Origin of the sequence: Halomonas sp. C22, from assembly GCF_007655045.1 — a bacterium.
Taxonomy (GTDB): Bacteria; Pseudomonadota; Gammaproteobacteria; order Pseudomonadales; family Halomonadaceae; genus Vreelandella; species Vreelandella hamiltonii.
This window is the reverse complement of the sequence record NZ_VBVC01000001.1, coordinates 686,741-710,399: the sequence shown is the minus strand read 5'-3', so window position 1 is coordinate 710,399 and position 23,659 is coordinate 686,741. Positions and strand designations below refer to the sequence as shown.

General features: G+C 62.5%; 17 protein-coding genes. 5 read left to right on the top strand and 12 right to left on the bottom strand.

What is annotated here, in order from left to right:
• Positions 1 to 16: 16 nt before the first annotated feature.
• Positions 17 to 511, bottom strand: coding sequence for an RNA pyrophosphohydrolase (locus FEU76_RS03220; protein WP_039183147.1), 495 nt, complete (start codon positions 509 to 511; stop codon positions 17 to 19).
• A gap of 163 nt (positions 512 to 674) precedes the next feature.
• Here FEU76_RS03220 and FEU76_RS03215 point away from each other — a divergent pair, with 163 nt between their 5' ends.
• Both FEU76_RS03215 and FEU76_RS03210 read left to right on the top strand, forming a co-directional pair.
• Complete coding sequence (locus FEU76_RS03215) at positions 675 to 1,331, top strand: histidinol-phosphatase (protein ID WP_039183127.1); 657 nt, start codon at positions 675 to 677, stop codon at positions 1,329 to 1,331.
• Complete coding sequence (locus FEU76_RS03210) at positions 1,331 to 2,470, top strand: GGDEF domain-containing protein (protein ID WP_144980241.1); 1,140 nt, start codon at positions 1,331 to 1,333, stop codon at positions 2,468 to 2,470. Before FEU76_RS03215 ends, FEU76_RS03210 begins: the two co-directional genes overlap by 1 nt.
• A gap of 1,506 nt (positions 2,471 to 3,976) precedes the next feature.
• Here the strand turns inward: FEU76_RS03210 and FEU76_RS03205 are convergent.
• Positions 3,977 to 4,951, bottom strand: coding sequence for a malate dehydrogenase (locus FEU76_RS03205; protein WP_039183870.1), 975 nt, complete (start codon positions 4,949 to 4,951; stop codon positions 3,977 to 3,979).
• A gap of 201 nt (positions 4,952 to 5,152) precedes the next feature.
• On the opposite strand from FEU76_RS03205, the gene FEU76_RS03200 reads away from it, so the two are divergent.
• Together FEU76_RS03200 and FEU76_RS03195 are read left to right on the top strand one after the other, a co-directional pair.
• Positions 5,153 to 6,244, top strand: coding sequence for an efflux RND transporter periplasmic adaptor subunit (locus tag FEU76_RS03200; protein WP_144980238.1), 1,092 nt, complete (start codon positions 5,153 to 5,155; stop codon positions 6,242 to 6,244).
• On the top strand, positions 6,228 to 9,311 hold the full coding sequence (locus tag FEU76_RS03195; RefSeq protein WP_144980235.1) for an efflux RND transporter permease subunit: 3,084 nt from the start codon (positions 6,228 to 6,230) through the stop codon (positions 9,309 to 9,311). Before FEU76_RS03200 ends, FEU76_RS03195 begins: the two co-directional genes overlap by 17 nt.
• A gap of 835 nt (positions 9,312 to 10,146) precedes the next feature.
• Here the strand turns inward: FEU76_RS03195 and rsd are convergent.
• The 10 genes from rsd to yrfG form a co-directional block, all read right to left on the bottom strand.
• Complete coding sequence (gene rsd, locus FEU76_RS03190) at positions 10,147 to 10,635, bottom strand: sigma D regulator (RefSeq protein WP_039183827.1); 489 nt, start codon at positions 10,633 to 10,635, stop codon at positions 10,147 to 10,149.
• A gap of 115 nt (positions 10,636 to 10,750) precedes the next feature.
• Complete coding sequence (locus tag FEU76_RS03185; RefSeq protein WP_144980232.1) at positions 10,751 to 11,272, bottom strand: disulfide bond formation protein B; 522 nt, start codon at positions 11,270 to 11,272, stop codon at positions 10,751 to 10,753.
• Positions 11,269 to 12,909, bottom strand: a complete 1,641-nt coding sequence (gene gshA, locus FEU76_RS03180; RefSeq protein ID WP_144980229.1) for a glutamate--cysteine ligase — start codon at positions 12,907 to 12,909, stop codon at positions 11,269 to 11,271. Before gshA ends, FEU76_RS03185 begins: the two co-directional genes overlap by 4 nt.
• Positions 12,910 to 13,048: 139 nt before the next feature.
• Entirely contained in the window at positions 13,049 to 15,403 is a 2,355-nt protein-coding gene (locus FEU76_RS03175; protein ID WP_144980226.1) for a Tex family protein, read from the bottom strand.
• An 89-nt stretch (positions 15,404 to 15,492) separates the two neighbouring features.
• Positions 15,493 to 15,906 carry a nucleoside diphosphate kinase regulator gene (gene rnk, locus FEU76_RS03170; RefSeq protein ID WP_039183820.1) on the bottom strand — a complete coding sequence of 138 codons (414 nt, stop codon included), beginning with the start codon at positions 15,904 to 15,906 and terminating at the stop codon, positions 15,493 to 15,495.
• A 134-nt stretch (positions 15,907 to 16,040) separates the two neighbouring features.
• Complete coding sequence (gene gdhA / locus FEU76_RS03165; protein ID WP_039183818.1) at positions 16,041 to 17,393, bottom strand: NADP-specific glutamate dehydrogenase; 1,353 nt, start codon at positions 17,391 to 17,393, stop codon at positions 16,041 to 16,043.
• 263 nt (positions 17,394 to 17,656) lie between these two features.
• Positions 17,657 to 19,213, bottom strand: coding sequence for a phosphoenolpyruvate carboxykinase (locus FEU76_RS03160; protein ID WP_144980223.1), 1,557 nt, complete (start codon positions 19,211 to 19,213; stop codon positions 17,657 to 17,659).
• Between the two features lie 313 nt (positions 19,214 to 19,526).
• A complete protein-coding gene (gene hslO, locus FEU76_RS03155; RefSeq protein WP_096923294.1) occupies positions 19,527 to 20,402 on the bottom strand; it encodes an Hsp33 family molecular chaperone HslO in 876 nt (291 codons plus the stop codon).
• Between the two features lie 54 nt (positions 20,403 to 20,456).
• On the bottom strand, positions 20,457 to 20,846 hold the full coding sequence (hslR, locus tag FEU76_RS03150; RefSeq protein WP_039183812.1) for a ribosome-associated heat shock protein Hsp15: 390 nt from the start codon (positions 20,844 to 20,846) through the stop codon (positions 20,457 to 20,459).
• A gap of 79 nt (positions 20,847 to 20,925) precedes the next feature.
• Complete coding sequence (gene yrfG / locus FEU76_RS03145) at positions 20,926 to 21,573, bottom strand: GMP/IMP nucleotidase (protein ID WP_144980220.1); 648 nt, start codon at positions 21,571 to 21,573, stop codon at positions 20,926 to 20,928.
• 70 nt (positions 21,574 to 21,643) lie between these two features.
• On the opposite strand from yrfG, the gene nudE reads away from it, so the two are divergent.
• Positions 21,644 to 22,258 carry an ADP compounds hydrolase NudE gene (gene nudE / locus FEU76_RS03140; protein WP_096923297.1) on the top strand — a complete coding sequence of 205 codons (615 nt, stop codon included), beginning with the start codon at positions 21,644 to 21,646 and terminating at the stop codon, positions 22,256 to 22,258.
• Positions 22,259 to 23,659: the final 1,401 nt, after the last annotated feature.

The window sequence follows — 23,659 nt, the reverse complement described above, 5'->3', positions numbered from 1 at the left end:
AGCAGTGACGCGCACGTCATCCTTCATTATCTTGTGCCAACCGTTGAACGCGGGGAGACAGCTCTCGTAACGCGCGTCGATAAACCTCTCTTTTAAAGGGCACCACTTGACCCAGCGGGTACCAGTAGCTCACCCATCGCCAACCATCGAATTCCGGCTTGGGTGTCGCCGTCATGCAAATCCGGTTTTCCTGGCAGCGAATTTGCAGTAAAAACCACTTCTGTTTTTGGCCGATGCAGACTGGCCTTGAGTGGGTACGAATCATGCGTCGTGGCAGACGGTAGCGCAGCCAGCCCCGGGTGCAGGCGACAATGTCAACATCGTCGGCGGTCAGGCCGATTTCTTCGTGAAGCTCACGAAAAAGTGCTTGTTGTGGAGTCTCGCTTGCCTTGATGCCTCCCTGGGGGAATTGCCACGCATTTTGTCCTACACGACGCGCCCAAAGCAGTTGCCCCTGGCTATTGGCAATAATGATGCCAACATTGGGGCGAAAGCCGTCAGCGTCGATCACGGACATCACCTTCATAAATTTTCAGTTGTCCCCATTTTTCCACAAGGGAGTCAACCGTATCAATACAATATAACGCCAAGTGGTGAAAGCCAGGCGACTCTGCGATAATCCGGCGCTTTGTGTCGCGCACATCTCACCAACATCAACCATCAAGGGGAGCGCCGTGAGTCTGGCCATTTTCGACCTGGATAATACGCTGCTATCCATCGATAGCGATCATGCCTGGGGGGAGTTCCTGGTAGAGCAAGGAGCCGTGGACCCGGTGGCCTACCGCGAGGCCAATGAGCGCTTCCTGGCCGATTACAACGCCGGTACGCTGGACATGATGGCGTTTCTGGCGCTGGCGCTGAAACCGTTGGCTGACAACAGCCCGGAACAGCTTGCTGCCTGGCACCAACAGTTTATGATTAGCAAGATCGAGCCGCATATTCTGCCCAAGGCCGAAGAGCTGCTGGCCCGCCACCGCACCAAGGGCGATACGCTGCTGATCATCACCGCCACCAACCGCTTCATCACTGGCCCGATTGCCGAGCGGCTGGGCGTGGATGACCTGATTGCCGTCGACCCCGAGATGGTCGATGGCCGCTACACCGGACGTGTGGCCGGGGTGCCCAGCTTCCGGGAAGGCAAGGTCGCCCGTTTGGAAGCGTGGCTGGAAGACCAGGATTGCACCCTCGATGACGCGTGGTTCTACAGCGACTCCCATAACGACCTGCCGCTGCTGGAAGTGGTCGACAACCCCGTTGCCGTAGACCCTGACGATACTCTTCGCCAAGTGGCCGAGGCGCGCCATTGGCGCATCATGAGCTTACGGGATTAATGGCGTTCGACCCACCTACCCTGCTGACGCTGACCATTGCCATCGCCGCCGCTGCGGCGCTGTACCTGTTGATGGAGTGGCGCGGTGCCCGCGAACAAGCCCTGCTACTATGGGCAGCGGGGTTCGCCACGGTGACGGTGGGTTCCAGCCTTTCTCTGCTACGCGCCAACGGTTTCTTTCTGGTAGGCGTTTGGTTCGCCAATGGCCTGCTGATCCTGGCTCACTGGCTGTTCTTGCTGGGCGTGCTGCGTTTCGTGGGTCAACGCCCCAGCCGCGCCTGGTGGCTGCTGGTCGTCATCTGGTGCGGGCTGCTGCTGCTCCCCGAGCCCTTGACCAGCTCCAAGCTCTACCTATCGCTCAACTCCCTGCTGGTAGGACTGCTGGCCTTGCGCGCCAGCTGGGCGCTCAAGCTGGAATCCGACGCCGCCACGCTCGGCACGCGCCAACTGCACTATGTACTGATGATCCATGGCCTGTTCTATGTGGCCAAAGGGCTGCTACCGCTGGCCCCCAACACGCTGGTTAATCTGATGGCTTTTCAAGGTGCCATCATTCGTATTTCGCTGGTGGAAGGCTCCATGGCCATCCTGTTGATTGCGCTCTCGATGACGGGCACCGTGCGCTATCAGCGGGAGCGGCACATTACCCACCTCGCCGAACGCGACGCCCTGACCTCGCTGCTCAACCGTCGTGGTTTCGAAGCCCAGGCGCCGCGCGTACTCAAGCGTATCTCCCCCAGCCAACCAGGGGCGCTACTGCTGCTGGACCTGGACAACTTCAAGCAGATCAACGATCTCTATGGGCACGCAGCGGGAGACCACCTGCTGCTCGCCCTGGCCGACATTGCCCGTCAAACACTCCCCTCGGACGCGCTGCTGGCCCGCCTGGGTGGCGATGAGTTCGTTTTTCTATTGAAAGACGTGAACGACGATGAATTGCTACACATCGGCCAGCAATTACGCCAACGCTTCCACACCGTCGCCTCGCACACCTACCTCACCCCCGCCCCCGTCTCCTTGAGCCTGGGCGTCACACGCCTCACCCAGCCCACCCAAGACCTGTCCAGCCTCCTCGCCCAAAGCGACCAAGCCCTCTACGAAGCCAAGCGCCGCGGCCGCAACCGCATGGAAATCTGCTGACGCCACCACCACTATGCTTGGGTGGCTGCCCGGCTCATCAAGCCGCTGTAGTGGTGTGTGGGAGGGGGCTTCAGCCCGCGATGATTCAAGCTCCCAGCCTATTCAGGCAGTCGCCCAATGAAATTGGCCTCCCACTGGTCAAGAAGCCCTGCTGTTAGTGGGCGCTTCTTGTGGGAGGGAGCTTTAGCTCGCGATGATTCAAGCACCTAGCTTGATATGGGCGGACACTCAGGCAGTCGCCCAATGAAATTGGCCTCCCACAGAGATGAAGCCACCGAACGACAATATGCCACCACCACCCTCGTCGCCCTCATCGGCAACGCTCTCGCGTTGCTTCGCGGGTGCGCTCCGCTTACGCCGCGCTACGGTATGCGCCCACATCACATCAACGCATAAACCACCCCGATCACACCGCCAACACCAACCCCAATACGTCTCCAAGACAAATCGAGGCAAACCCGTAGCGCGGCGTAACGATTGAGCGAGAGCAACGAGCGAAAGAGGCACCCGCGGAGGCGGCGCCAGCCGCCCTGATGGCACCACCGAACCAAACGCGCCTTCGAACCACAAAACGCCACCGCCACCCTCGTCGCCCTCATCGGCAACGCTCTGCGTTGCTGTAATAGTGCGTGGGAGGGGGCTTCAGCCCGCGATGATTCAAGCTCCCAGCCTATTCAGGCAGTCGCCCAATGAAATTGGCCTCCCACAGAGATGAAGCCACCGAACGACAATATGCCACCACCACCCTCGTCGCCCTCATCGGCAACGCTCATCGCGTTGCTTCGCGGGTGCGCTCCGCTTACGCCGCGCTACGGTATGCGCCTACATCACACCAACGCATAACCCCCCGATCACACCGCCAACACCAACCCGAATACGTCACCACGGTGAATCGAGGCACCCACGTAGCGCGGCGTAACGATTGAGCGAGAGCAACGAGCGAAAGAGGCACCCGCGAAGGGCGGCGCCAGCCGCCCCGATGAAGCCATCGAACCCAACACGCCCTCGAACCGCAAAACGCCACCGCCACCCCCGGCGCCCTCATCGGCAACGCTCTCGCGTTGCTTCGCGGGTGCGCTCCGCTTACGCCGCGCTACGGTATGCGCCCACATCACCCCAACGTATAAACCACCCCTATCACATCGCCAACACCAACCCGAATACATCACCACGGCAATCGAGCCCCCCGTAGCGCGGCGTAACGATTGAGCGAGAGCAACGAGCGAATGAGGCACCCGCGAAGGGCGGCGCCAGCCGCCCCGATGAAGCCACCGCCACCCCCAGCGCCCCCATCGGCAACGCTTTCGCGTTGCTGTAATGGTACGTGTGGGAGGGGGCTTCAGCCCGCGATGATTCAGGCTCCCAGCCCATTCAGGCAGTCGCCCAATGAAATTGGCCTTCCACAGATGGGCCTGGGGCTGCCTGGCTCATCAAGCCGAGAAAATAAAAAACCCCGCAAGCATGGCTTGCGGGGTGGGTGCGGTTGGCGGGTGCCAAACGGCGTGCTTAGCCGAGCAGGTGCTCGACGGCAGCGCGCTCTTCACGCAGTTCTTTTTCCGTGGCCTGCATCTTCTCTTTGCTGAACGCATCGAGTTCGAAACCTTGTACGATTTCGTACTTGCCACCCTGGCAGCGCACCGGGTAGGAGTAGATGATGCCTTCGGCGATGCCGTAGCTGCCGTCGGAGGGGATGGCCATGCTGACGATACCGTCGCAGCCCAGCGCCCAATCACGCATGTGGTCGATGGCGGAAGACGCAGCAGAGGCGGCAGACGAGGCGCCGCGCGCCTTGATGATGGCGGCACCGCGCTGCTGTACGGTCGGGATGAAGTCGTTTTCGTACCAGTCGCGCTCGACCAGATCGAAAGCGGCTTTGCCGTCTACCTTGCACTGGGCCAGGTCCGGGTACTGGGTGGCACTGTGGTTGCCCCAGATGATCATGTTTTCGACGTCGGTGACGTGCTTGCCGGTCTTCTGTGCCAGCTGCGTCAGGGCGCGGTTGTGGTCCAGACGGGTCATGGCGGTGAACTGGCCAGCGTCCAGGTCCGGCGCGTTGCAGGAGGCGATCAGCGCGTTGGTGTTGGCCGGGTTGCCGACGACCAGCACTTTCACGTCGCGGCTGGCGTGGTCGTTCAGCGCTTTACCTTGTACGGAGAAGATGGCGGCGTTGGCTTCCAGCAGGTCTTTACGCTCCATGCCGGGGCCACGCGGACGAGCACCTACCAGCAGAGCGAAGTCGGCATCCTTGAACGCCACGTTGGGATCGTCGGTGGCGACGATATCTTGCACCAGCGGGAACGCACAGTCGTTCACTTCCATGACCACGCCGTTCAGCGCGCCCATGGCTTGGGGAATTTCGAGAAGCTGGAGAATGACGGGCTGATCCGGCCCCAGCATGTCGCCAGCGGCAATGCGGAAAATAAGAGAGTAGCTGATCTGGCCGGCACCGCCGGTAATCGCAATACGTACTGGATCTTTCATCATTGCTCCTTGATGGTTCGCCTAGTGAAGGTTCGCCTGGTAAAGATTCGCGCACCGATGTTATGCCCACACGCCTAAAAACTCAATCAGACTTGAGACTACTACCCATTCGCGCGGCGGCTTGGTACTCGCTGAGCGGCAGCACTTGCGCTATGGTGTGACGGGTTGCGAGCCCCTCTTTATTTGGAACAGTGACTCCTCATGCGAAGAATCCCCCCCTCTTATGCACTGGCTAGCCTGCTGGTGCTGGCCCTGGTGGTATGGCTTGCCCTGGGCGACTTTCAGCGTTTTCAGTCCGCCCCTGTAGAAAACCGCGAGAGCAACGGCGAGACCTTGGCTCGGGTGGAGGTCTCGACCCAACCCAGCACGCTCTACATTCCTCAGGTGGTCGTTCAAGGCCAGCTGGCGGCCGCTCGCGAGGCGGTGTTGCGCGCCAACGTGGCGGGCCTGGTGGCGGAAGCCCCCATCACCCAAGGCGAGCGCGTTCAGCCGGGCGAGACGCTGCTGATACTGGAGAGCGATGCCCTGCCAGAGCGCCTGCAGCAGGCACGCGATGAGCTGGCCCTGGCGCAGGCCGAGTACGCGGGGGCCCAGAACCTGCGCCGTCGCGAGCTGATTTCCCAGCCCGAGCTGCTGCGCTTGCAAAGCGCACTCAGCGCCAGCGCGGCCCAGGTGGCTCAACTGGAGAAGCAGCTACGCGATACCCGCCCCAGCGCTCCGTTCGAAGGCGTGCTGGACCGAGTACAGGTGGAAATCGGCGACCTGCTGCAGCCCGGAGAAGAGTGGGCGCGTCTGGTCGATGACCGTCGCCTGAAAGGAGAGGCCTGGGTGTCCCAGCAGCAGGTAGGCACTCTGAGCGAAGGGCTGCCGGTGACGGCCCGCTTGTTGAATGGCGGCGAACTGACCGGCGAAGTGAGCTATATCAGCCGCCGTGCCGATGAAGCGACTCGGACGTTCTATGTGGAAGTCATCCTCGACAACCCCGAGCGCCAGCGGCTGGCAGGCGGTAGCGCCGAGCTGACCATCACCCTGCCCCCTCGCGCCGTGCATACGCTTTCCCCTGCGCTGTTCAGCCTGGATGAGCGGGGCCAGCTGGCCATTCGGCACCTGGATGCCGAAAACCGCGTGGTGCAGTCTGCCGTGGAGCTGATCAGTGCCGACACCCAGCGCGCCTATGTCAGCGGCCTGCCCGACCCGGTCACGCTGATTACATTGGGGGCTGGCCTGGTCAGCCCTGGCGAGGAAGTCACCCCCGTGCCTGCCCAGGAAGGTGGTCATGCGATCACTCATTAATGCCGCGCTGACCCATACGCGCACCACCCTGCTGCTACTGGTCGGGCTGCTGCTGGCGGGGCTCACGGCCTGGCAGGTGATCCCCAAGGAAGCCAACCCGGACGTCACCATCCCGATCATTTATGTCTCGCTCTCGCTGGAGGGGGTCAGCCCGGAAGATGGCGAACGGCTGCTGATTCGCCCGATGGAACAGGAGCTGCGGGGCATTGCCGGGCTGCGCAAGTTCACGGCGCAGTCCAGCGAGGGGCATGGCTCCGTCACGCTGGAGTTCGACCCGGGCTTCGATCCGGACACGGCGCTTTCCGACGTGCGGGAACGAGTAGACATTGCGCGTAGCAGCCTGCCCACCGAAGCCGACGAACCGAGGGTCATGGAGGTCAATGTCTCGGAGTTCCCGGTCTTGAGCATCGGCCTTTCAGGGGAGCTGGACACCCGCGAACGCATTGCCATCGCCCGCCGCCTGAAGGAGGAGATCGAAGGCATTGCCGACGTGCTGGAGGTGGACATTGCCGGTGACCGTGAAGACCTGCTGGAAATCGTCGTGGACCCGCTGGTGCTGGAGAGTTACGGGGTCGATTTCGATGCCTTGTTCAACCAGGTCTCGCGCAACAATCGGCTGGTGGCCGCCGGCAGCCTGGATACTGGCGCAGGCAGGCTGGCGCTGAAGGTGCCCGGCATCATCGCTGCCCTGGAAGACGTGATGAACATGCCCGTGAAAGTAGAGGGCGAGCAAGTGGTCACGTTCGGTGACGTGGCCTGGATTCACCCCACCTACAAAGAGCCCGAAGGCTTTGCGCGTATCGACGGCCAGCCTGCCGTGGTGCTGGAAATCTCCAAACGCGCCGGGGCCAACATCATCGCCACCATCGACGCCGTGCGGGACCGCTTTGCGGAGGCGCAAACGCTGTTACCCGAGCAGCTACGGGTGACGACCATCCTGGACGAGTCGGTCACCGTGCAGAACATGCTCTCCGAACTGCTCAACAACGTGCTGACTGCGGTGGTGCTGGTACTGGTCGTGGTGGTCGCCGTGATGGGCTGGCGTATGGCACTGCTGGTCGGACTGACCATTCCAGGGGCTTTCCTGACCGGCATTCTGCTGGTCTGGGCCTTTGGCTTCACTCTCAATATCGTAGTGCTGTTTGCGCTGATTCTGGTGGCGGGCATGCTGGTGGACGGTGCCATCGTGGTCAGCGAGCTTGCCGACCGCCATCTGCACGAGGGGCTGACGGCTCATCAGGCGTGGCTGAACGCCGCGTCGCGGATGAGCTGGCCGGTGATTGCCTCCACGGCAACCACATTGGCGGTGTTTCTACCGCTACTGTTCTGGCCCGGCGTCGTCGGCCAGTTCATGAAGTACCTGCCCGCCACGGTGATTCTGTGCCTGCTGGCCTCGCTGGTCATGGCGCTCATCTTCCTGCCCACGCTTGGGCGGCTGTTTACCCGTACCGCCAAGGCCAGCGGTGCAGGCACTGGCCCTCTGGATGAAAGCACTGCGATGGGCCGAGGCTACCGCCATTTGCTGAGCCGATTGCTGCGCTACCCCGGCTGGGTGCTGGCCTTCGCCCTGCTGCTGATCGCACTGCTGTATACCGGCTATGCGCGGTTCAACCACGGCGTGGATTTCTTCCCCAACGTCGAACCCGATAGCGCCCAGGTGCTGGTGCGCGCCCGAGGCGATTTTTCCGCTCAGGAAACCGACGCCATTTTGCGCCGCGTGGAGCAGCGTCTGGGAGGCCTGGGTGAAGTGGAGGCTCTCTACGCACGCTCTTTTGCAGTGCCCGACCAGCAGATGGGCAGCGACGTGGTCGGCATGCTGCAGTTTCAGTTCATTGATTGGTATCAGCGCCGTCCGGCACGCACCATTCTGGCGGACATGGCCGAGCGCACGTCAGATATTCCGGGGATCACTCTGGAATTCCGCGAGCAGGAAATGGGCCCCGGCGGCGGCAAACCCATCGTGCTGGAAGTCAGCGCCACGGACCCGGACGTTGCCGATGCGGGGGTCGATCAACTCACCCGGTTGATGCGCGAGCTGGGCGGCTTCGTGGATATTCAGGACAACCGCAGCCTGCCAGGGGTGGAGTGGCAGATCACCGTGGACCGTGAGGCCGCCGCCCGCATGGGCACCGACATCACCACCATTGGCAGCGCGGTTCAACTGCTCACCACCGGCCTGCAGGTGGCCAGCTACCGCCCTCCCACGGTGAGTGACGAGGTCGATATTCGCGTACGCCTTCCGGAACACTGGCGCACGCTGGACCAACTGGAGCGGCTCACCATCAACACCTCCCGTGGGCAGGTGCCGATTTCTCATTTCGTGGAAATCGCCCCGGCGCCCAAGGTGGGGACATTGAACCGCATCGATGGCCGCCGCGCGATTACGTTGGAAGCGGATCTGGCGCCCGGCTACCTGGCCGATGAGCGCCTGAGAGCCCTGCTGACCGCTGGCCAAGGCCAACTACCGGATGGCCTGATGGTCAATGTGGCTGGCGAACAGGAGGATCAGCAGGAGTCGATGCAGTTTCTGATCAGTGCCTTCCTGATTGCCGTAGGATTGATGGCGCTGATTCTGGTGACCCAGTTCAACAGCTATTACCAGGCCGCGCTGGTGTTGTCCGCCATCGTGTTCTCCACGGCGGGCGTACTCATGGGCCTGCTGATCACCGGCCAGGCCTTTGGCATCGTCATGGTAGGCATGGGCGTGATCGCGCTGGCGGGCATCGTGGTCAACAACAATATCGTCTTGATCGATACCTACAACGAGCTGCGCCGCGACGGCATGCCACCTCCTCAGGCAGCCCTGGAAGCAGGCTGCCTGCGCCTGCGCCCCGTCCTGCTGACCGCCATCACCACCGTGCTGGGGCTGATGCCCATGGTACTGGGAGTCAACGTCAACCTCTTCACCCCCGCGCTCGGGTTCAACGCCCCCTCCGCCCAGTGGTGGACACAAATGTCCAGCGCCATCGCCGGTGGATTGACGTTCGCCACCTTCCTCACCCTACTGCTCACCCCCTGCATGCTGGTGATCGGCGGCCGCTTACGGCGGGAGAAAGATCTCGGATAAAACGCGCCCCACCCCGCTACGGGCAACCCCATTTGCATCGTTGGCGCCGCACCCGTAGCGCGGCGTAAGCGGAGCGCACCCGCGAAGCAACGCGAGAGCGTTGCCGATGGGGGCGACGGGGGTGGCGGTGGCGTTTTGTGATTCGAGTGCGCGTTCGGCTCGGTGGCTCCATCAGGGCGGCTGGCGCCGCCTCCGCGGGTGCCTCTTTCGCTCGTTGCTCTCGCTCTTTCGTTACGCCGCGCTACGGGGGTGCATCGATGTGCCGTGGTGACGCCTTGGGGTTGGTGTGGCTCGATCTGCCGTGGTGACGTATTGGGGTTGGCTGCATGGGTTGATCGGTGCGGTTTGTGCCTTGGTGTGATGTTGGCGACATACCGTAGCGCGGCGTAAGCGGAGCGCACCCGCGAAGCAACGCAGAGAGCGTTGCCGATGAGGGCGACGGGGGTGGTGGTGGCATTTTGTGATTCAAGGGCGCGTTTGGTTCGGTGGCTCCATCAGGGCGGCTGGCGCCGCCTCCGCGGGTGCCTCTTTCGCTCGTTGCTCTCGCTCAGTCGTTACGCCGCGCTACGGAGGTATCCGTGCCCGTGCCCCCATACCCAATGTTGGCGATGTACCCGTAGCGCGGCGTAAGCGGAGCGCACCCGCGAAGCAACGCGAGAGCGTTGCCGATGAGGGCACCGGGGGTGGCGGTGGCGTTTTGTGGCTCGAGGGCGCGGTGGGTTCGGTGACGCTATCGGGGCGGCGGGCGCCGCCTTCGCGCCGGGCCGCCGCTGCGGGTGCCTAACTCGCTCGTTGCTCTCGCTCTTTCGTTACGCCGCGCTACAGGGGCGCGGCATTAAGCGGGAGATTTGATCTGTTGGGGGCTGTGGGCTGCGTGGAGGCGTGCGATGAGCTGGTCCTCCAGGGCGAAGCGTTCGGTGAGCCCTTTGGCGAGCCGGTCGATCCAGGCGGGCAGCCGGGCCAGGTTTTGCTGGCAGCGTACCGGGGTGGCGAAGTCTTCGTCGAACTCCAGCACCATGGCGGTGGACATTTCGAGCCTTTCCAGTAACAGGGCCGCGATTTGCAGGGCTCCTTCATCTTCGAAGGCCTTGGCTTCTTCGGCCAACTGGGGGTAGATCTCGAAGTGGCCCGCGCTGATGTAATCCATCAGCAGTTCGCTGAAGGTGTCGATGCGCGCCTTGCTGACGGCTTCGAGTTCCGCATCGCAGGCTTCCTTGAGCTCAATGAAGCTGACCAGTAGTGCGCGCCGTTGATCCAGCCAGCGGTCGATCAGGCTGTGTACGCCCCCCCAGCGCTCCAGGGCATTTTTGCAATCTTCGAGCATGGGGCTTCTCCTTGCTGATAGCCGCCTTCATCAGGGCTAGACTCGCTGTTCCTTCTAGCCCTGTCAATGCAGGCGGGCACGATTTCCTTGATACTGCCGAGTGTGCCTTGAATAATCAACGCTTGGCTAACGTACCCTGCCCTGTCACGGCCAGCCATAACATACGTAACGGTACCAGGGCGAGAATGAGGAACCCGACCAGCGTCCAGCCAGGCAGCGACAGCCCCAGCAGCATGAAGTCGATTTCCGCGCACTCGCCGGAGCCAGTGAGCACCATGGCCACGACGTCCTGCATGGGCAGAATATCCATCATGTATTCCAGGCCGGGGCCACAGCTGGGCACTTCATCGGCGGGCAGGCCCTGTAGCCAGACATGGCGGCCTGCAATGAACGCCCCGGTACCCACCGCCGCCAGGCTGAGCACGCCATATAGCCCCTTGCCGAAACGGCCGCGGGGGTTGTGGATGGCAGCCACGGCCAGCACCAGCCCGGCGGCGATGACCGCGACGCGCTGGAAGATGCACAGCGGGCAAGGCTCCAGCCCGCCAATGTGCTCCAGTCCTAGCGCCACGGCCATCATCAGGATACAAAAGGCGACGCCGAGTAGCGCGACCGGACGAATAGCTGATGAGGTCATTGCCCATCCTCAGGTGTAATGGCCGATAGCGCTCGCGATTCCCGCGCCTTGGTGAAGTAGGTTTCCAGGAAGGTGCTGAAGCTTTCTTGATCCGCGGCTTCGATATCACGCTGCTGCTGGTGCGAGGTGTCGATGAGCTGTGCCAGCAGCGCTTCCCGTGAGCGCAGCATGGGGGTGCTCTTCAAGGCCTCTGCCTGTTCCTGGGCCATGCCCAGCAGAGTCTCGCTGAGCGAGCCGTTGCCGGATTGCAGCTTCGCCAGCAGTTGCGCAGAGGGCGTCAGCTCGGGCTGGCGCAAACGGGGCTGTAGCGCCGTTAGGGCGGCCGCATGGGGTGCGTCGTCTTCCACGGCGTCCAGCAGCCGAGCGACCTCGGCCATTTCCGCGAAGATCTGCTCGCCCCACTCGGGTAGCGTCACCGATTCCCCCTGACGCACGAGACGCAGCTCAGGGTCACGCCCACGCTCCACCACCAGGCGACGGTTGTCATCCAGGCGGTCACACTCTTCATCGGAAATCCAGGGGCTGTCGCTGAGCAGACACCACATCAGGAAGGTGTCGACGAAGCGCATCTGCACTTCCGTGACGCCCAACGGATCGAAGGGGTTGAGGTCCAGACAGCGCACTTCGATGTACTCGACGCCACGGGCTTCGAGTGCCTGGCTCGGGGTTTCGTTGTGCCGCGCCACGCGTTTGGGGCGAATATCGCTGTAGTACTCGTTCTCGATCTGCAGGATATTGGCATTGAGCTGCTGCCACTCATCGCCTTGCCGAACGCCCAGCGCTTCATAATCGGGCCACGGTGTGGAAATCGCATGGCGCAGGGTGTTGACGTAGTTGGAGAGCGAGTTGAAGCAGATTTTCAGCTGCGACTGGACCTTGTTCTGATACCCCAGGTCGGACATGCGCAGCGTGGTAGCGTAGGGGGCGATATAAGTATCGTCACCGAGCGGCTGCAGCTTGTCCGGCACCTGCCCGCTGGGCAGGAAGCTCTTGTCCACGGCGGGAGACGCACCGAATAGATAGAGCAGCAGCCAGCTATGGCGACGGAAGTGACGAATCAAGCCAAAGTAGCGCGTCGAACGGTAGTCGTTGAACGGTACGTGGGTGGCTTTTTCCATCTCGCGCAGGGCGTACCACATGTCTTCAGGCAGCGAGACGTTGTAGTGCACCCCGGCAATGGCTTGCATGATCCGCCCGTAGCGCACGTCGAGCCCTTTGCGGTAAACGTGCTTCATGGTGCCCACGTTGGAGCTGCCGTAGTCGGCAATCGGCACGCTGTCGTTACCGGAGAGCCGGGAAGGCATGCTGCCAGGCCAGATCCACTCGTTATCGAGATGGTGATAGGTAAAGGTATGCAGATCGGACAGGAAGGCCAGAGCCTCCTTGGGTTCCGAATACACCGGGGTGATGTACTCCAGCAGCGCTTCGGAGTAGTCGGTGGTGATGTGCGGGTGGGTCAGCTTGGAGCCCAGCGCCTGGGGGTGTGGGGTCTGTGCGATATGGCCCTGCGCATCGACCCTCAGCCCCTCTTTTTCTAGCCCGCGACGCAGCCGCCCCAAACGACCCAGACGGGCGCTGGGGAGCAGGCGCTCGACCTGAGCGGTCAGCGACGTAGGCACCGTGAGTGGTTCAGACAAGGTGAACACTCCTTGTTGATAAGGCCTGCATGACGCAGGCCTTGTGGAAACCGGCGGGCGTGACCATGAGCTGTATCCTACCTGATAGGGATTAGTGGGCAGGATATGGCGGCAACCCTGTGTTTTTCAAGACACGCGACTATTTGCCCCGCTTGGCCTTCAACAATGCGGCACCCAAGGCGCCCATGGCCGCCGGTGCATTGCCCTGCTGCTGCCCCTGGCGCTGGCCCGATTGCCGGCTGCTGCGCGCAGGCTTGCGCGGCTCCTGAGCGGCGCGGCTGCCGTTTTGCTCAGGCTGCTCTGGTTCATCGCTGAGACGCATGGAAAGCCCGACTCGCTTGCGGGGAATATCGACGCTCATCACTTTGACGGTGACGATGTCGCCCGCCTTGACCACGCTGCGCGGGTCGTCGATGAAGCGCTCCGACAAGGCCGAGATATGCACCAGGCCATCCTGATGAACCCCGATATCCACGAACGCGCCGAAGTGCGTCACGTTGGTCACCGTGCCTTCCAGCACCATGCCCAGGGTGAGGTCCTTGAGCGTTTCCACGCCTTCGCGGAACTCCGCCGCCTTGAACTCCGGGCGCGGGTCTCGGCCTGGCTTGTCCAGCTCCTTGAGAATGTCGCTGACGGTGGGCACCCCGAAGCGCTCATCGGCGAAATCGGCGGGCTTCAGCGCCTTGAGGGTGGCGCTGTCGCCAATCAGGCCCTTGAGGTCACGCCCGCTTTGCTTGGCGATGCGTTCGACCAGAGTATAGGCCTCTGGGTGGACGGCGCTGGCATCCAGCGGGTTGTCGCCATTGCTGATACGCAGGAAACCGGCGCACTGTTCGAACGTCTTGGGCCCCAGACGGCTGACGCCGAGCAGCTCCTTGCGGCTTTTGAAGGCACCCTGCAGGTTGCGCTGCGCGACGATGTTTTCGGCCATCGCGGCGCTCAAGCCAGCCACTCGGGAGAGCAATGCGCTGGAGGCCGTGTTGAGGTCCACGCCCACCGCGTTCACACAATCTTCGATGACGGCTTCCAGGCTGCGCGAGAGCTGCACCTGAGAGACGTCGTGCTGATACTGACCTACCCCGATGGATTTGGGCTCGATCTTCACCAGCTCGGCCAGCGGGTCCTGCAGGCGGCGGGCAATCGAAACCGCCCCCCGGATGGTGACGTCCAGATCGGGCAGCTCACGGGCCGCGTATTCCGACGCCGAGTACACCGATGCCCCGGCCTCCGACACCATGACCTTGCTCAGCGGCTGCGCGGGCGCCAGCGCCTTCACCAGTTCCCCGGCCAGCTTGTCGGTTTCACGGCTGGCGGTTCCGTTGCCCACGGCAATCAGCTGCACGCGATGCTGCTTGACCAGCCGCGCCAGCACCTCCAGCGATTCGTTCCAGCGATTCTGGGGAGCGTGGGGGTAAATGGTGGCCTGGTCGATGAACTGACCGGTGGCATCGATGACCGCTACCTTGCAGCCGGTACGCAGGCCGGGGTCCAGCGCCAGGGTGACTTTCTGCCCCGCCGGGGCCGCCAGCAGCAGGTCTTTCAGGTTGGCAGCAAAGACATCGATGGCGGTCTGCTCGGCCTGTTCGCGCAGGCGGCCCAACAGCTCGGTTTCCAGTGCGGTGTAGAGTTTGACACGCCAGGTCCAGCGCACCACTTCCCCCAGCCACTTGTCGGCCGGGCGCCCTTCATCGCGAATACCGACCTGACGGGCAATGGCCACCTGGGCAGGATGCACCGGGGCGTCTTCTTCACCGGGCAAGCGAATGGCCAGCCCCAGAATCCCTTCGTTGCGTCCACGGAACATGGCCAGCGCACGGTGCGAGGGCACCTTGGCGAGTTTTTCGTCGTGCTCGAAGTAATCCGAAAACTTGGCGCCTTCCTGCTGCTTGCCTTCCAGCACCCGGGCGCTCAGCTCGCCTTCCTGCCAGAGCCGCTCACGCAGCTGGCCGATCAGCTCGGGGTCTTCGGCAAAGCGCTCCATCAGAATCTGCTTGGCACCGTCGAGGGCGGCCTTGGCATCTTCGATGGACGGTACTTCCCCTTCTGCCGGGCGCAGGTAGCGTGCCGCTTCGTTTTCCGGGTCGAGGGTGGGGTCGGCCAGCAGCGCATCCGCCAGAGGTTCGAGACCGGCTTCCCGGGCAATCTGGGCTTTGGTGCGGCGCTTTTTCTTGAACGGGAGGTAGAGGTCTTCCAGGCGCTGCTTGGTGTCGGCGGCCTCGATGGTGGCCTTGAGCGCGGGGTCCAGCTTGCCTTGTTCATCGATGGCCGCCAGCACGGCTTCGCGCCGCTCTTCCAGTTCGCGCAGGTAACGCAGGCGCTCATCCAACTGGCGCAGTTGAGTATCGTCCAGCGCGCCGGTCACTTCCTTGCGGTAGCGGGCGATGAAGGGCACGGTGGCACCGCCATCCAGCAATTCCACCGTGGCCAGGACTTGTTCAGGTCGTACGCCCAGCTCTGACGCCAGGCGCGCAATAATCCGTTGTTTGACATCCATAACGTGCAACCAGCTCATGCAGCATTCGAGGTGCCGACACGGTACCACAAAGCACCTGTGCTGGCATGGCTTGCGCGCCCGAGACCGCCCTAGCGGTGGAATTGCTTCTCCCGCTCGGGCTGCCAGAAGATGGCATCCACCCGCAGCTTCACGTCGGTGGCATTGGGTAGCGGCCATTCGATGACATCGCCCACCTTCAGGCCAATCAGCGCGGCTCCGATCGGCGCCATGACGGAAATACCGTCTTCCACGCTGGCCAGCGCATGGGGATAGACCAGCGTGCGGATCATTTGCCGCCCACGGGTCAGGTCGGTGAAGCGGATCTGGCTATTCATGCTCACGACGTTATCGGGAATGTCCTGCGGGTCGAGCACCTCACCGCGCAGCAGCTCTTCTTCGAGCAATTCCGCCACCATCTGATCCTTTTCCGGTGCTTGATCGATCAGTCGCTGCAGACGCTCTGCATCGAGACGGTTGATGATGATTGGAGGACGCTGCCCCATGGTCTCTCTCCTTGATGATACCGACCATAAAAAACAGCCCTTCCCCAAAGGGAAAGGACTGTGGATATCCGCTATATGCAGGATAGCTTATTTAAAGTGGCCCGGTAACTCAATCGACCAGGCCACCCACATGATCAGGTAACGCCCTGCTCGATCATGGCATCGGCCACCTTGCGGAAGCCTGCGATGTTGGCACCGAGCACCAGGTTACCGGGTTCGCCGAACTCTTCTGCCGTGTCAGCACACTGCTGATAGATATCGGCCATGATGCGCTTGAGCTTGTCATCGACTTTCTCTAGCGACCACTGCTCCATGCTGCTGTTCTGGGCCATTTCCAGCTGGCTCGTGGCCACGCCACCGGCGTTGGCGGCCTTGCCGGGGCCGTAGGCGAGCCTGGCGGCAATAAAGCGCTCCACTGCCGCCTTGGTAGAAGGCATATTGGCCCCTTCACTGATACAGCTCACCCCGTTGGCGATGAGCGCCTGGGCATCCTGTTCGGTCAATTCGTTCTGAGTGGCACAAGGAAACGCTACCTGCGCCGGTAGCCGCCATACGGCATGGCCATCGGCGGGGTAATCCCGTGCCGCCACATAGTGTGCCTCAGGGTGCTCGTGCAGATAAGCCTCCAGAGAAACACGCTCGACCTCTTTCAAACGCTTGAGCAGCCCCAGGTCGATGCCTCGCGGGTCGTGAATCATGCCCTTGGAATCACTGCAGGTCACCGGTAGTGCACCGAGTTCCAGCAGCTTTTCGATGGTATAGATGGCGACGTTGCCCGCGCCGGACACCAGGCAAGTCTTGCCTGCCAGACTCTCCCCCCGGGCGGCCAGCATGTTCTGGGCAAAGTAGACCGCGCCGTAGCCGGTGGCCTCCTTGCGCCCGAGCGAGCCGCCCCAATTCAGCCCTTTGCCGGTCAGCACGCCTTCGTAACGCCCTGTCAGCCGCTTGTACTGGCCAAACAGATAGCCAATCTCGCGGGCGCCCACGCCGATATCGCCGGCGGGCACATCGCTATGGGGCCCCACGTGGCGGTACAGCTCGGTCATGAACGACTGGCAGAAGCGCATGATCTCGTTGTCCGACTTGCCCTTGGGGTCGAAGTCCGCGCCGCCCTTGCCGCCGCCAATCGCCAGGCCGGTCAGCGCGTTCTTGAAGATTTGCTCGAACCCCAGAAACTTGATGGTGCCTGCGGTCACGCTGGGATGAAACCGCAGCCCCCCTTTATAAGGCCCCAGGGCCGAGTTGAATTGCACTCGATACCCTTTGTTGACCTGCACCCGACCCTTGTCATCCAGCCAACTGACGCGGAACATGATCTGCCGTTCAGGCTCGATCATACGCTCGATGATACTGTGCTGGTGATAGTGCGGCGAACGCTCGAACAGGGGGCGCAAGCATTCCAGCACTTCCTCGGTGGCTTGATAGAACTCGGTTTGGGCAGGGCTACTCTTGGCTAGCCGCGCAAGGGTGTCATGAACGTAGGGCATGGCGTCGTACCGTTACCGTAATGAGACTGTCGTTATGCTGGCCAGCGCATGACGGTATTTAACTGTGACGGCGTTTTTCTGCATACCCTATGCCGGTTCGGTATGGGCAAAAAACCGGCTGCAACTCGACTAAAGTCGCAATTTTTTTGCCCACTATTGGTGCATTAACCAAATTTGATAAACGATGATTTAACGAAGCGCCGCGGAAAATAAAAAAGGGAGGGTGCCAAGCACCCTCCCTTGAAGCGATGAAACAGCGAGTATCAGGTCAGTTGCGGGCCAGCTTTGATGATCGCTTCGTTGACGCCTTCGAACTTCTTGAAGTTGTCAACGAACTTGGTGGCCAGGTCTTGCAGGTGACGGTCGTAGGCGTCGCGGTCGGCCCAGGTGTCGCGGGGGTCCAGCAGGCTGGAGTCCACGCCCGGCACGGCCAGCGGCACTTGCAGGTTCAGGCCGTCGATGTGCCTGGTCTCGACATCACGCAGGATGCCTGACTGAATCGCGCTGATGATGGCGCGCGTGGTGGGGATCGAGAAGCGCGAGCCGCCTTCACCATAGGCACCACCGGTCCAGCCAGTATTCACCAGGTACACTTGGGCGTCTTTCTTTTCGACACGCTTGATCAGCAGGTCGGCGTATTCACGGGCCGGACGCGGGAAGAACGGCGCGCCGAAGCAGGTAGAGAACGTTGCTGCCAGACCTTCGGAAGAGCCCATTTCCGTGGAGCCGACCTTGGCGGTGTAGCCCGACAGGAAGTGGTAGGCTGCGGCTTCCTTGGACAGGATGGACACCGGCGGCAGCACGCCCGACATGTCACAGGTCAGGAATACGATGGCGTTGGGCTCACCCGCCAGGTTTTCGGCCACGCGCTTCTCGACGTGCTCCAGCGGGTACGCGGCACGGGAGTTCTGGGTCAGACTGTCGTCGGCGTAGTCCGGCTCGCGGCGGTCATCCAGCACGACGTTTTCCAGCACGGTGCCAAACTTGATGGCGTTCCAGATGACCGGCTCGTTCTTCTCGGAAAGGTCGATGCACTTGGCGTAGCAGCCGCCTTCCATGTTGAAGACGATGCCGTCGCCCCAGGCGTGCTCGTCGTCACCAATCAAGAAACGCGCCTGATCCGCTGAGAGCGTGGTCTTGCCGGTGCCTGAGAGGCCGAAGAACAGGCAAGTTTCGCCATCTTCACCCACGTTGGCAGAACAGTGCATCGGCAGCACGTCGGCGGCGGGCAGCAGGTAGTTCTGCACCGAGAACATGGCTTTCTTCATTTCACCGGCGTAACGCATGCCGGCGATCAGCACCTTGCGCTCGGCAAAGTTGATGATCACGCAGCCGTCGGAGTTGGTGCCATCACGGTTCGGGTCGCACTCGAAGCCTGCAGCGTTGAGGATGGTCCACTCTTCCTTGGCGGCCTGGTTGTAGGCCAGCGGGCGCACGAACATGGTGCGGCCAAAGAGGTTTTGCCAGGCCGTTTCCGTGGTGACACGTACCGGCAGGTAGTGGGTGTTGTCGCTGCCCACGTGCAGCTCGGCCACGAAGCGCTCACGGCTTTCCAGGTAGTCTTCGACACGCGCCCACAGCGCCGAGAACTTCTCGGCGTCGAACGGGCGGTTGACGCTGCCCCAATCGATGCTGTCACGGGTGGAGGGCTCATCGACGATAAAACGGTCTTTCGGTGAACGCCCGGTGCGTGCGCCGGTGTTGACTACCAGGGCTCCGTTCGCCGAGAGGCGACCTTCACCACGGGCCACGGCGCGCTCGATCAGTTCGGCGCTGCTGAGATTGACGTGGGCTTGAGGAGCGGCTTGAGTCGTGGTCATGTCGATTCCTGGGCCTTGCGGCCGTTTATCTCGTTTACCGGGCGTCGTACGACGCCTTTAAAAGTCATCCCAACCACTCGCAAACGGGCTGGGCGCGCTGAAGTCCGGCGCATTATGGCAAAAAGAAAGCCCCCGGGAAACGGGGGCTTCTCGCAAACATCTTGTAGTTAAACTACTACAATGACACTACATTTTGTGTTGCAGCGCAGTATATTTTCAAACAACCGTTTGCTGGGTGCGCCGAGCGCATTGTCTCCTCTGGGGTGGCGCCAGGCCGCCTGAAAGCCCACCCCATCAGGAGCCGACTACACAATCAGTGAATGACTGGCGGTGGTGCGCCCGGGTCTTCCAACAAAATTTCAATATCTGCGGCGGTGTAGTGATATTTCGTGTGGCAAAAGTGGCATTGGGTGTCGATGGCACCCTGCTCCTGAAGAATATCCATCAACTCTTCCTTGCCCAGGGTGTACAGCGCATGGCTCATACGCTCCCGTGAACAGGTGCAGCCAAAGCGCAGCGCCTTGGGTTCGAAGACCCTGACGATCTCTTCGTGATAGAGCCGATACAGTACCTCACGCTGCTCCAGCCCCAGCAGCTCTTCATTCTTGATCGTTTCGGCAAGGTGCACGCTGCGCTCCCAGGCATCCACGTCCTGGTTTTGCGAGGCATCCGGCAAGCGCTGCAGCAGCAGCCCACCCGCTCGCTGACCATCGGCGGCCAGCCACAGCCGGGTAGGTAGCTGTTCGGACTGGCCGAAATAGGCTTCCAGGCAGCCACTCAGCGTATCGTGATCCAGTGCCACGATACCCTGGTAGCGGTGCCCCTCCTTGGGGTCCAGGGTGATCATGATCTGGCCGTCACCGACCAGCTCACGGAAGCTGGCCTGCTCGCTGGGCAGCGCGGCCTCTTCGGCGATACGTGCAATGGCGCGCAGCTCACCGCCCGGATTGGACTCTGCCATCAGCAGCGCCAGCGCGCCCTGGCCGCGCACTTCGATGCTGAGCGTACCGTCCAGCTTGACCGTATCGGTCAGCAGGGCCACCGCTGCCAGCAGCTCGCCCAGCAGGGCATTGACCGCCGGTGGGTAGGCATGACGGTCGAGCACTTCCTGATAGGCGGTGCTCAGCGTGACGATTTCGCCACGCACGTTGGTTTGGTCAAACAGGAAACGCTGGATCTGATCAGACATAGTGAAACCATGAAGAGAGAAAGGGGAACGTCGACAAGGCAGGCGTCAGCGACGCTACTCGCCCTGCTGGCGTTGAAATCGGTGTATATCGCGGCGCTGCTTCTTATCGGGGCGCTTGAGGGGGTGCTGCATCGCTTCGTTGGTGAGCCGACGCGCCTCGGTTTCCTTGGCACGACGCTGGGCGCTGGCCTCGGTTTCGGCATACAGGGTGCGCGCTTCGGGAGCGCCCCTGCGCTGGTCTGAAAGCGCCGTGACTTCCACCTCGTAAATGTCCCAGCCCTGGGGCACGCGAATCAGCGCCCCCAGCTCGACGTTCTTGCTGGTCTTGGCACGCTCACCGTTGTAGTGAACCTTGCCGCCTTCTATCGCTTTCTTGGCCAGGGCGCGGGTCTTGAAAAACCGTGCAGCCCATAGCCACTTGTCCAGGCGAACGCTGTCGCTCATTGGCACTCTCCTAATCTATTGGCTGCCCCGCGAAGGTCGCCCCTGGCGGATCAGTCAGTGGCCGATGCCCAGGCCGCACTCATGGCAGCAGTTGGGCAAATCGGTCCAGGGCCACGAACTCCTGCAGCTCTTTTTCGGGCCGCTGGCTATCGGGCTGCTTGATGCCCAACAGGTACTTGATTCCGAACTCCCTGGCGCTTTCCAGTACCCGGGCGTTGTCGTCGATGAACAGGGTGCGTGCGGGGTCGAAGGGCTCTCGCTCCTGCAGCGCGAACCAGAAGGCCTGCTCCTCCTTGGCAGCGCCAACGTCTTCCGAGGAGATGATGGCATCCAGGTAGTTTTCCAACCCGGTGAGCGGCAATTTCAGTGCCAGACTGGCTCGGTCGGCATTGGTGGCCAGCACTACTCGGGGGTGGGCTTGCTTGAGCCAGGTGAGAAAGTCCAGCGCGTCGCTACGCAGGCCAATCAGATGCTGCACCTCACGCTTGAGGGCCACGATATCGACGTTCAGCTCGCGGCTCCAATAGGCCAGGCTGTACCAGTTCAGAGTGCCCTGCTCACCGATGATGCGGCTCTTGAGCTCCTCCTGGCTGGCCTGATCCAGTTGATGCAGCTCGACGTAGCGGCGTGGCAGATGCTCCAGCCAGAAGTGGCTATCGAAGTGAAGGTCCAGCAGCGTGCCGTCCATGTCCAACAGCACCGTATCGATCTCGAGCCAATCAATCATGGCCACTCCAGTCTTTGAGAGTAAGCGTGCTATTGTAGCGTAACCCGTTTTTTGCAGCCACGGAGGCATGATGGACCGCGACGATTCCACCACCAGCGACGTCACTGAGCGCTACCCGCGCAAGCCCACGATTCTGGCTCGTCACCCCGTGGCCCAAAGCCGCTTGTTTCAGATCGAGGCGCTGGACCTGCGCTTTTCGAACGGCGAGGAGCGCCAGTTCGAGCGCCTCACCGGCGCCGACCGTGGCGCCGTGATGATCATCGCCATGCCGGACCCGGAACACGTCTTGCTGATTCGCGAGTACGCGGCCGGGTTCGAAGACTACGTACTCACCCTGCCCAAAGGCTTGGTAGACCCCGGCGAGGATGTCGTGGCCGCCGCCAACCGTGAACTCATGGAAGAGTGCGGCTTTGGCGCCCACCGCATCGAGCCTCTAGTGGAGCTTTCGCTGGCCCCCAACTACATGCGACACCGCATGCAGGTACTGATCGCCACCGACCTCTACCCCAAACGCCTGCCCGGCGACGAGCCCGAGCCGCTGATCGTGGAAACCCACGCCATCGAAGAGCTCCCCGCACTGCTGCTTCGAGAAGACTTCCACGAAGCACGCGCCATCGCCGCCCTCTACATCGCACGCGACCGATTACGCGAAGAGCAGCGCAGCAACGGCATTGATTTACTCTAGCGCCGAATCAACACCCCTGCGCCCCCACCGGCAGCGCTCTCCGCGCTGCTTCGCAGGTGCGCTCCGCTTACGCCGCGCTACGGGTAACCCGCCTCTCCAAGTGCCAGCAAAACCCCGTAGCGCGGCGTAACGAATCTTGCGAGGCACGAGCAAATGAGGCACCCGCGAAGGGCGGCGGCCAGCCGCCCCGATCACGCCACCACAACCAACCGTGCCACCGCCCACCCCCGCGCCCCCACCGGCAGCGCTCTCCGCGCTGCTTCGCGGGTGCGCTCCGCTTACGCCGCGCTACGGGTGTCCCGACCCCCCAAATTCCGGCAACCTCCCGTAGCGCGGCGTAACGAATCTTGCGAGGCACGAGCAAATGAGGCACCCGCGGAGGGCGGCGGCCAGCCGCCCCGATCACGCCATCACCACCAACCGTGCCACCGCCCACCCATATGGCCCCACCGGCAGCGCTCTCCGCGCTGCTTCGCGGGTGCGCTCCGCTTACGCCGCGCTACAGGTGTCCCGACCCCCCAAATTCCGGCAACCTCCCGTAGCGCGGCGTAACGATTGAGCGAGAGCAACGAGCGAAAGAGGCACCCGCAGCGGCGGCCCGGCGCGAAGGCGGCACCAGCCGCCCCGATCACGCCACCACAACCAACCGTGCCACCGCCACCCCCGAGCCCCCATCGGCAGCGCTCTCCGCGCTGCTTCGCGGGTGCGCTCCGCTTACGCCGCGCTACAGGTAACCCGCCCCTCCAAATTCCGGCAACCTCCCGTAGCGCGGTGTAACGAATCTTGCGAGGCACGAGCAAATGAGGCACCCGCGAAGGGCGGCGGCCAGCCGCCCCGATCATGCCACCATCCACCACCGTGCCACCGCCATCCCCGAGCCCCCCATCGGCAGCGCTCCTCGCGCTGCTTCGCGGGTGCGCTCCGCTTACGCCGCGCTACGGGTAACCCGCCTCTCTAAGTTCCAGCAACACCTTGTAGCGCGGCGTAACGATGGAGCGAGAACAACGAGCGAAAGAGGCACCCGCGGAGGCGGCGGCCAGCCGCCCCGATCACGCCACCACAACCAACCGTGCCACCGCCCCCCGAGCCCCCATCGGCAGCGCTCCTCGCGCTGCTTCGCGGGTGCGCTCCGCTTACGCCGCGCTACGGGTAACCCGACCCTCCAAATTCCGGCAACACCCCGTAGCGCGGTGTAACGAATCTTGCGAGGCACGAGCAAATGAGGCACCCGCGAAGGCGGCGGCCAGCCGCCCCGATCACGCCACCACAACTAACCGCACCACCGCCCACCTATGCGCCCCTATCGGCAGCGCTCCTCGCGCTGCTTCGCGGGTGCGCTTCGCTTACGCCGCGCTACGGGTATCCCGGCCCTCCAAGTGCCAGCAACATCCCGTAGCGCGG

Excerpts from the sequence above, each read along its gene's own strand:
- rsd (WP_039183827.1), bottom strand. The coding sequence starts at position 10,635 with ATGCTCGAAGATTGCAAAAATGCCCTGGAGCGCTGGGGGGGCGTACAC.
- FEU76_RS03175 (WP_144980226.1), bottom strand. The coding sequence starts at position 15,403 with ATGGATGTCAAACAACGGATTATTGCGCGCCTGGCGTCAGAGCTGGGC.
- hslR (WP_039183812.1), bottom strand. The coding sequence starts at position 20,846 with ATGAGCGACAGCGTTCGCCTGGACAAGTGGCTATGGGCTGCACGGTTT.
- nudE (WP_096923297.1), top strand. The coding sequence starts at position 21,644 with ATGGACCGCGACGATTCCACCACCAGCGACGTCACTGAGCGCTACCCG.
- FEU76_RS03210 (WP_144980241.1), top strand. The coding sequence starts at position 1,331 with ATGGCGTTCGACCCACCTACCCTGCTGACGCTGACCATTGCCATCGCC.
- FEU76_RS03195 (WP_144980235.1), top strand. The coding sequence starts at position 6,228 with ATGCGATCACTCATTAATGCCGCGCTGACCCATACGCGCACCACCCTG.
- FEU76_RS03205 (WP_039183870.1), bottom strand. The coding sequence starts at position 4,951 with ATGAAAGATCCAGTACGTATTGCGATTACCGGCGGTGCCGGCCAGATC.
- yrfG (WP_144980220.1), bottom strand. The coding sequence starts at position 21,573 with ATGATTGATTGGCTCGAGATCGATACGGTGCTGTTGGACATGGACGGC.
- FEU76_RS03185 (WP_144980232.1), bottom strand. The coding sequence starts at position 11,272 with ATGACCTCATCAGCTATTCGTCCGGTCGCGCTACTCGGCGTCGCCTTT.
- hslO (WP_096923294.1), bottom strand. The coding sequence starts at position 20,402 with ATGTCTGATCAGATCCAGCGTTTCCTGTTTGACCAAACCAACGTGCGT.
- FEU76_RS03160 (WP_144980223.1), bottom strand. The coding sequence starts at position 19,213 with ATGACCACGACTCAAGCCGCTCCTCAAGCCCACGTCAATCTCAGCAGC.
- FEU76_RS03200 (WP_144980238.1), top strand. The coding sequence starts at position 5,153 with ATGCGAAGAATCCCCCCCTCTTATGCACTGGCTAGCCTGCTGGTGCTG.
- gdhA (WP_039183818.1), bottom strand. The coding sequence starts at position 17,393 with ATGCCCTACGTTCATGACACCCTTGCGCGGCTAGCCAAGAGTAGCCCT.
- rnk (WP_039183820.1), bottom strand. The coding sequence starts at position 15,906 with ATGGGGCAGCGTCCTCCAATCATCATCAACCGTCTCGATGCAGAGCGT.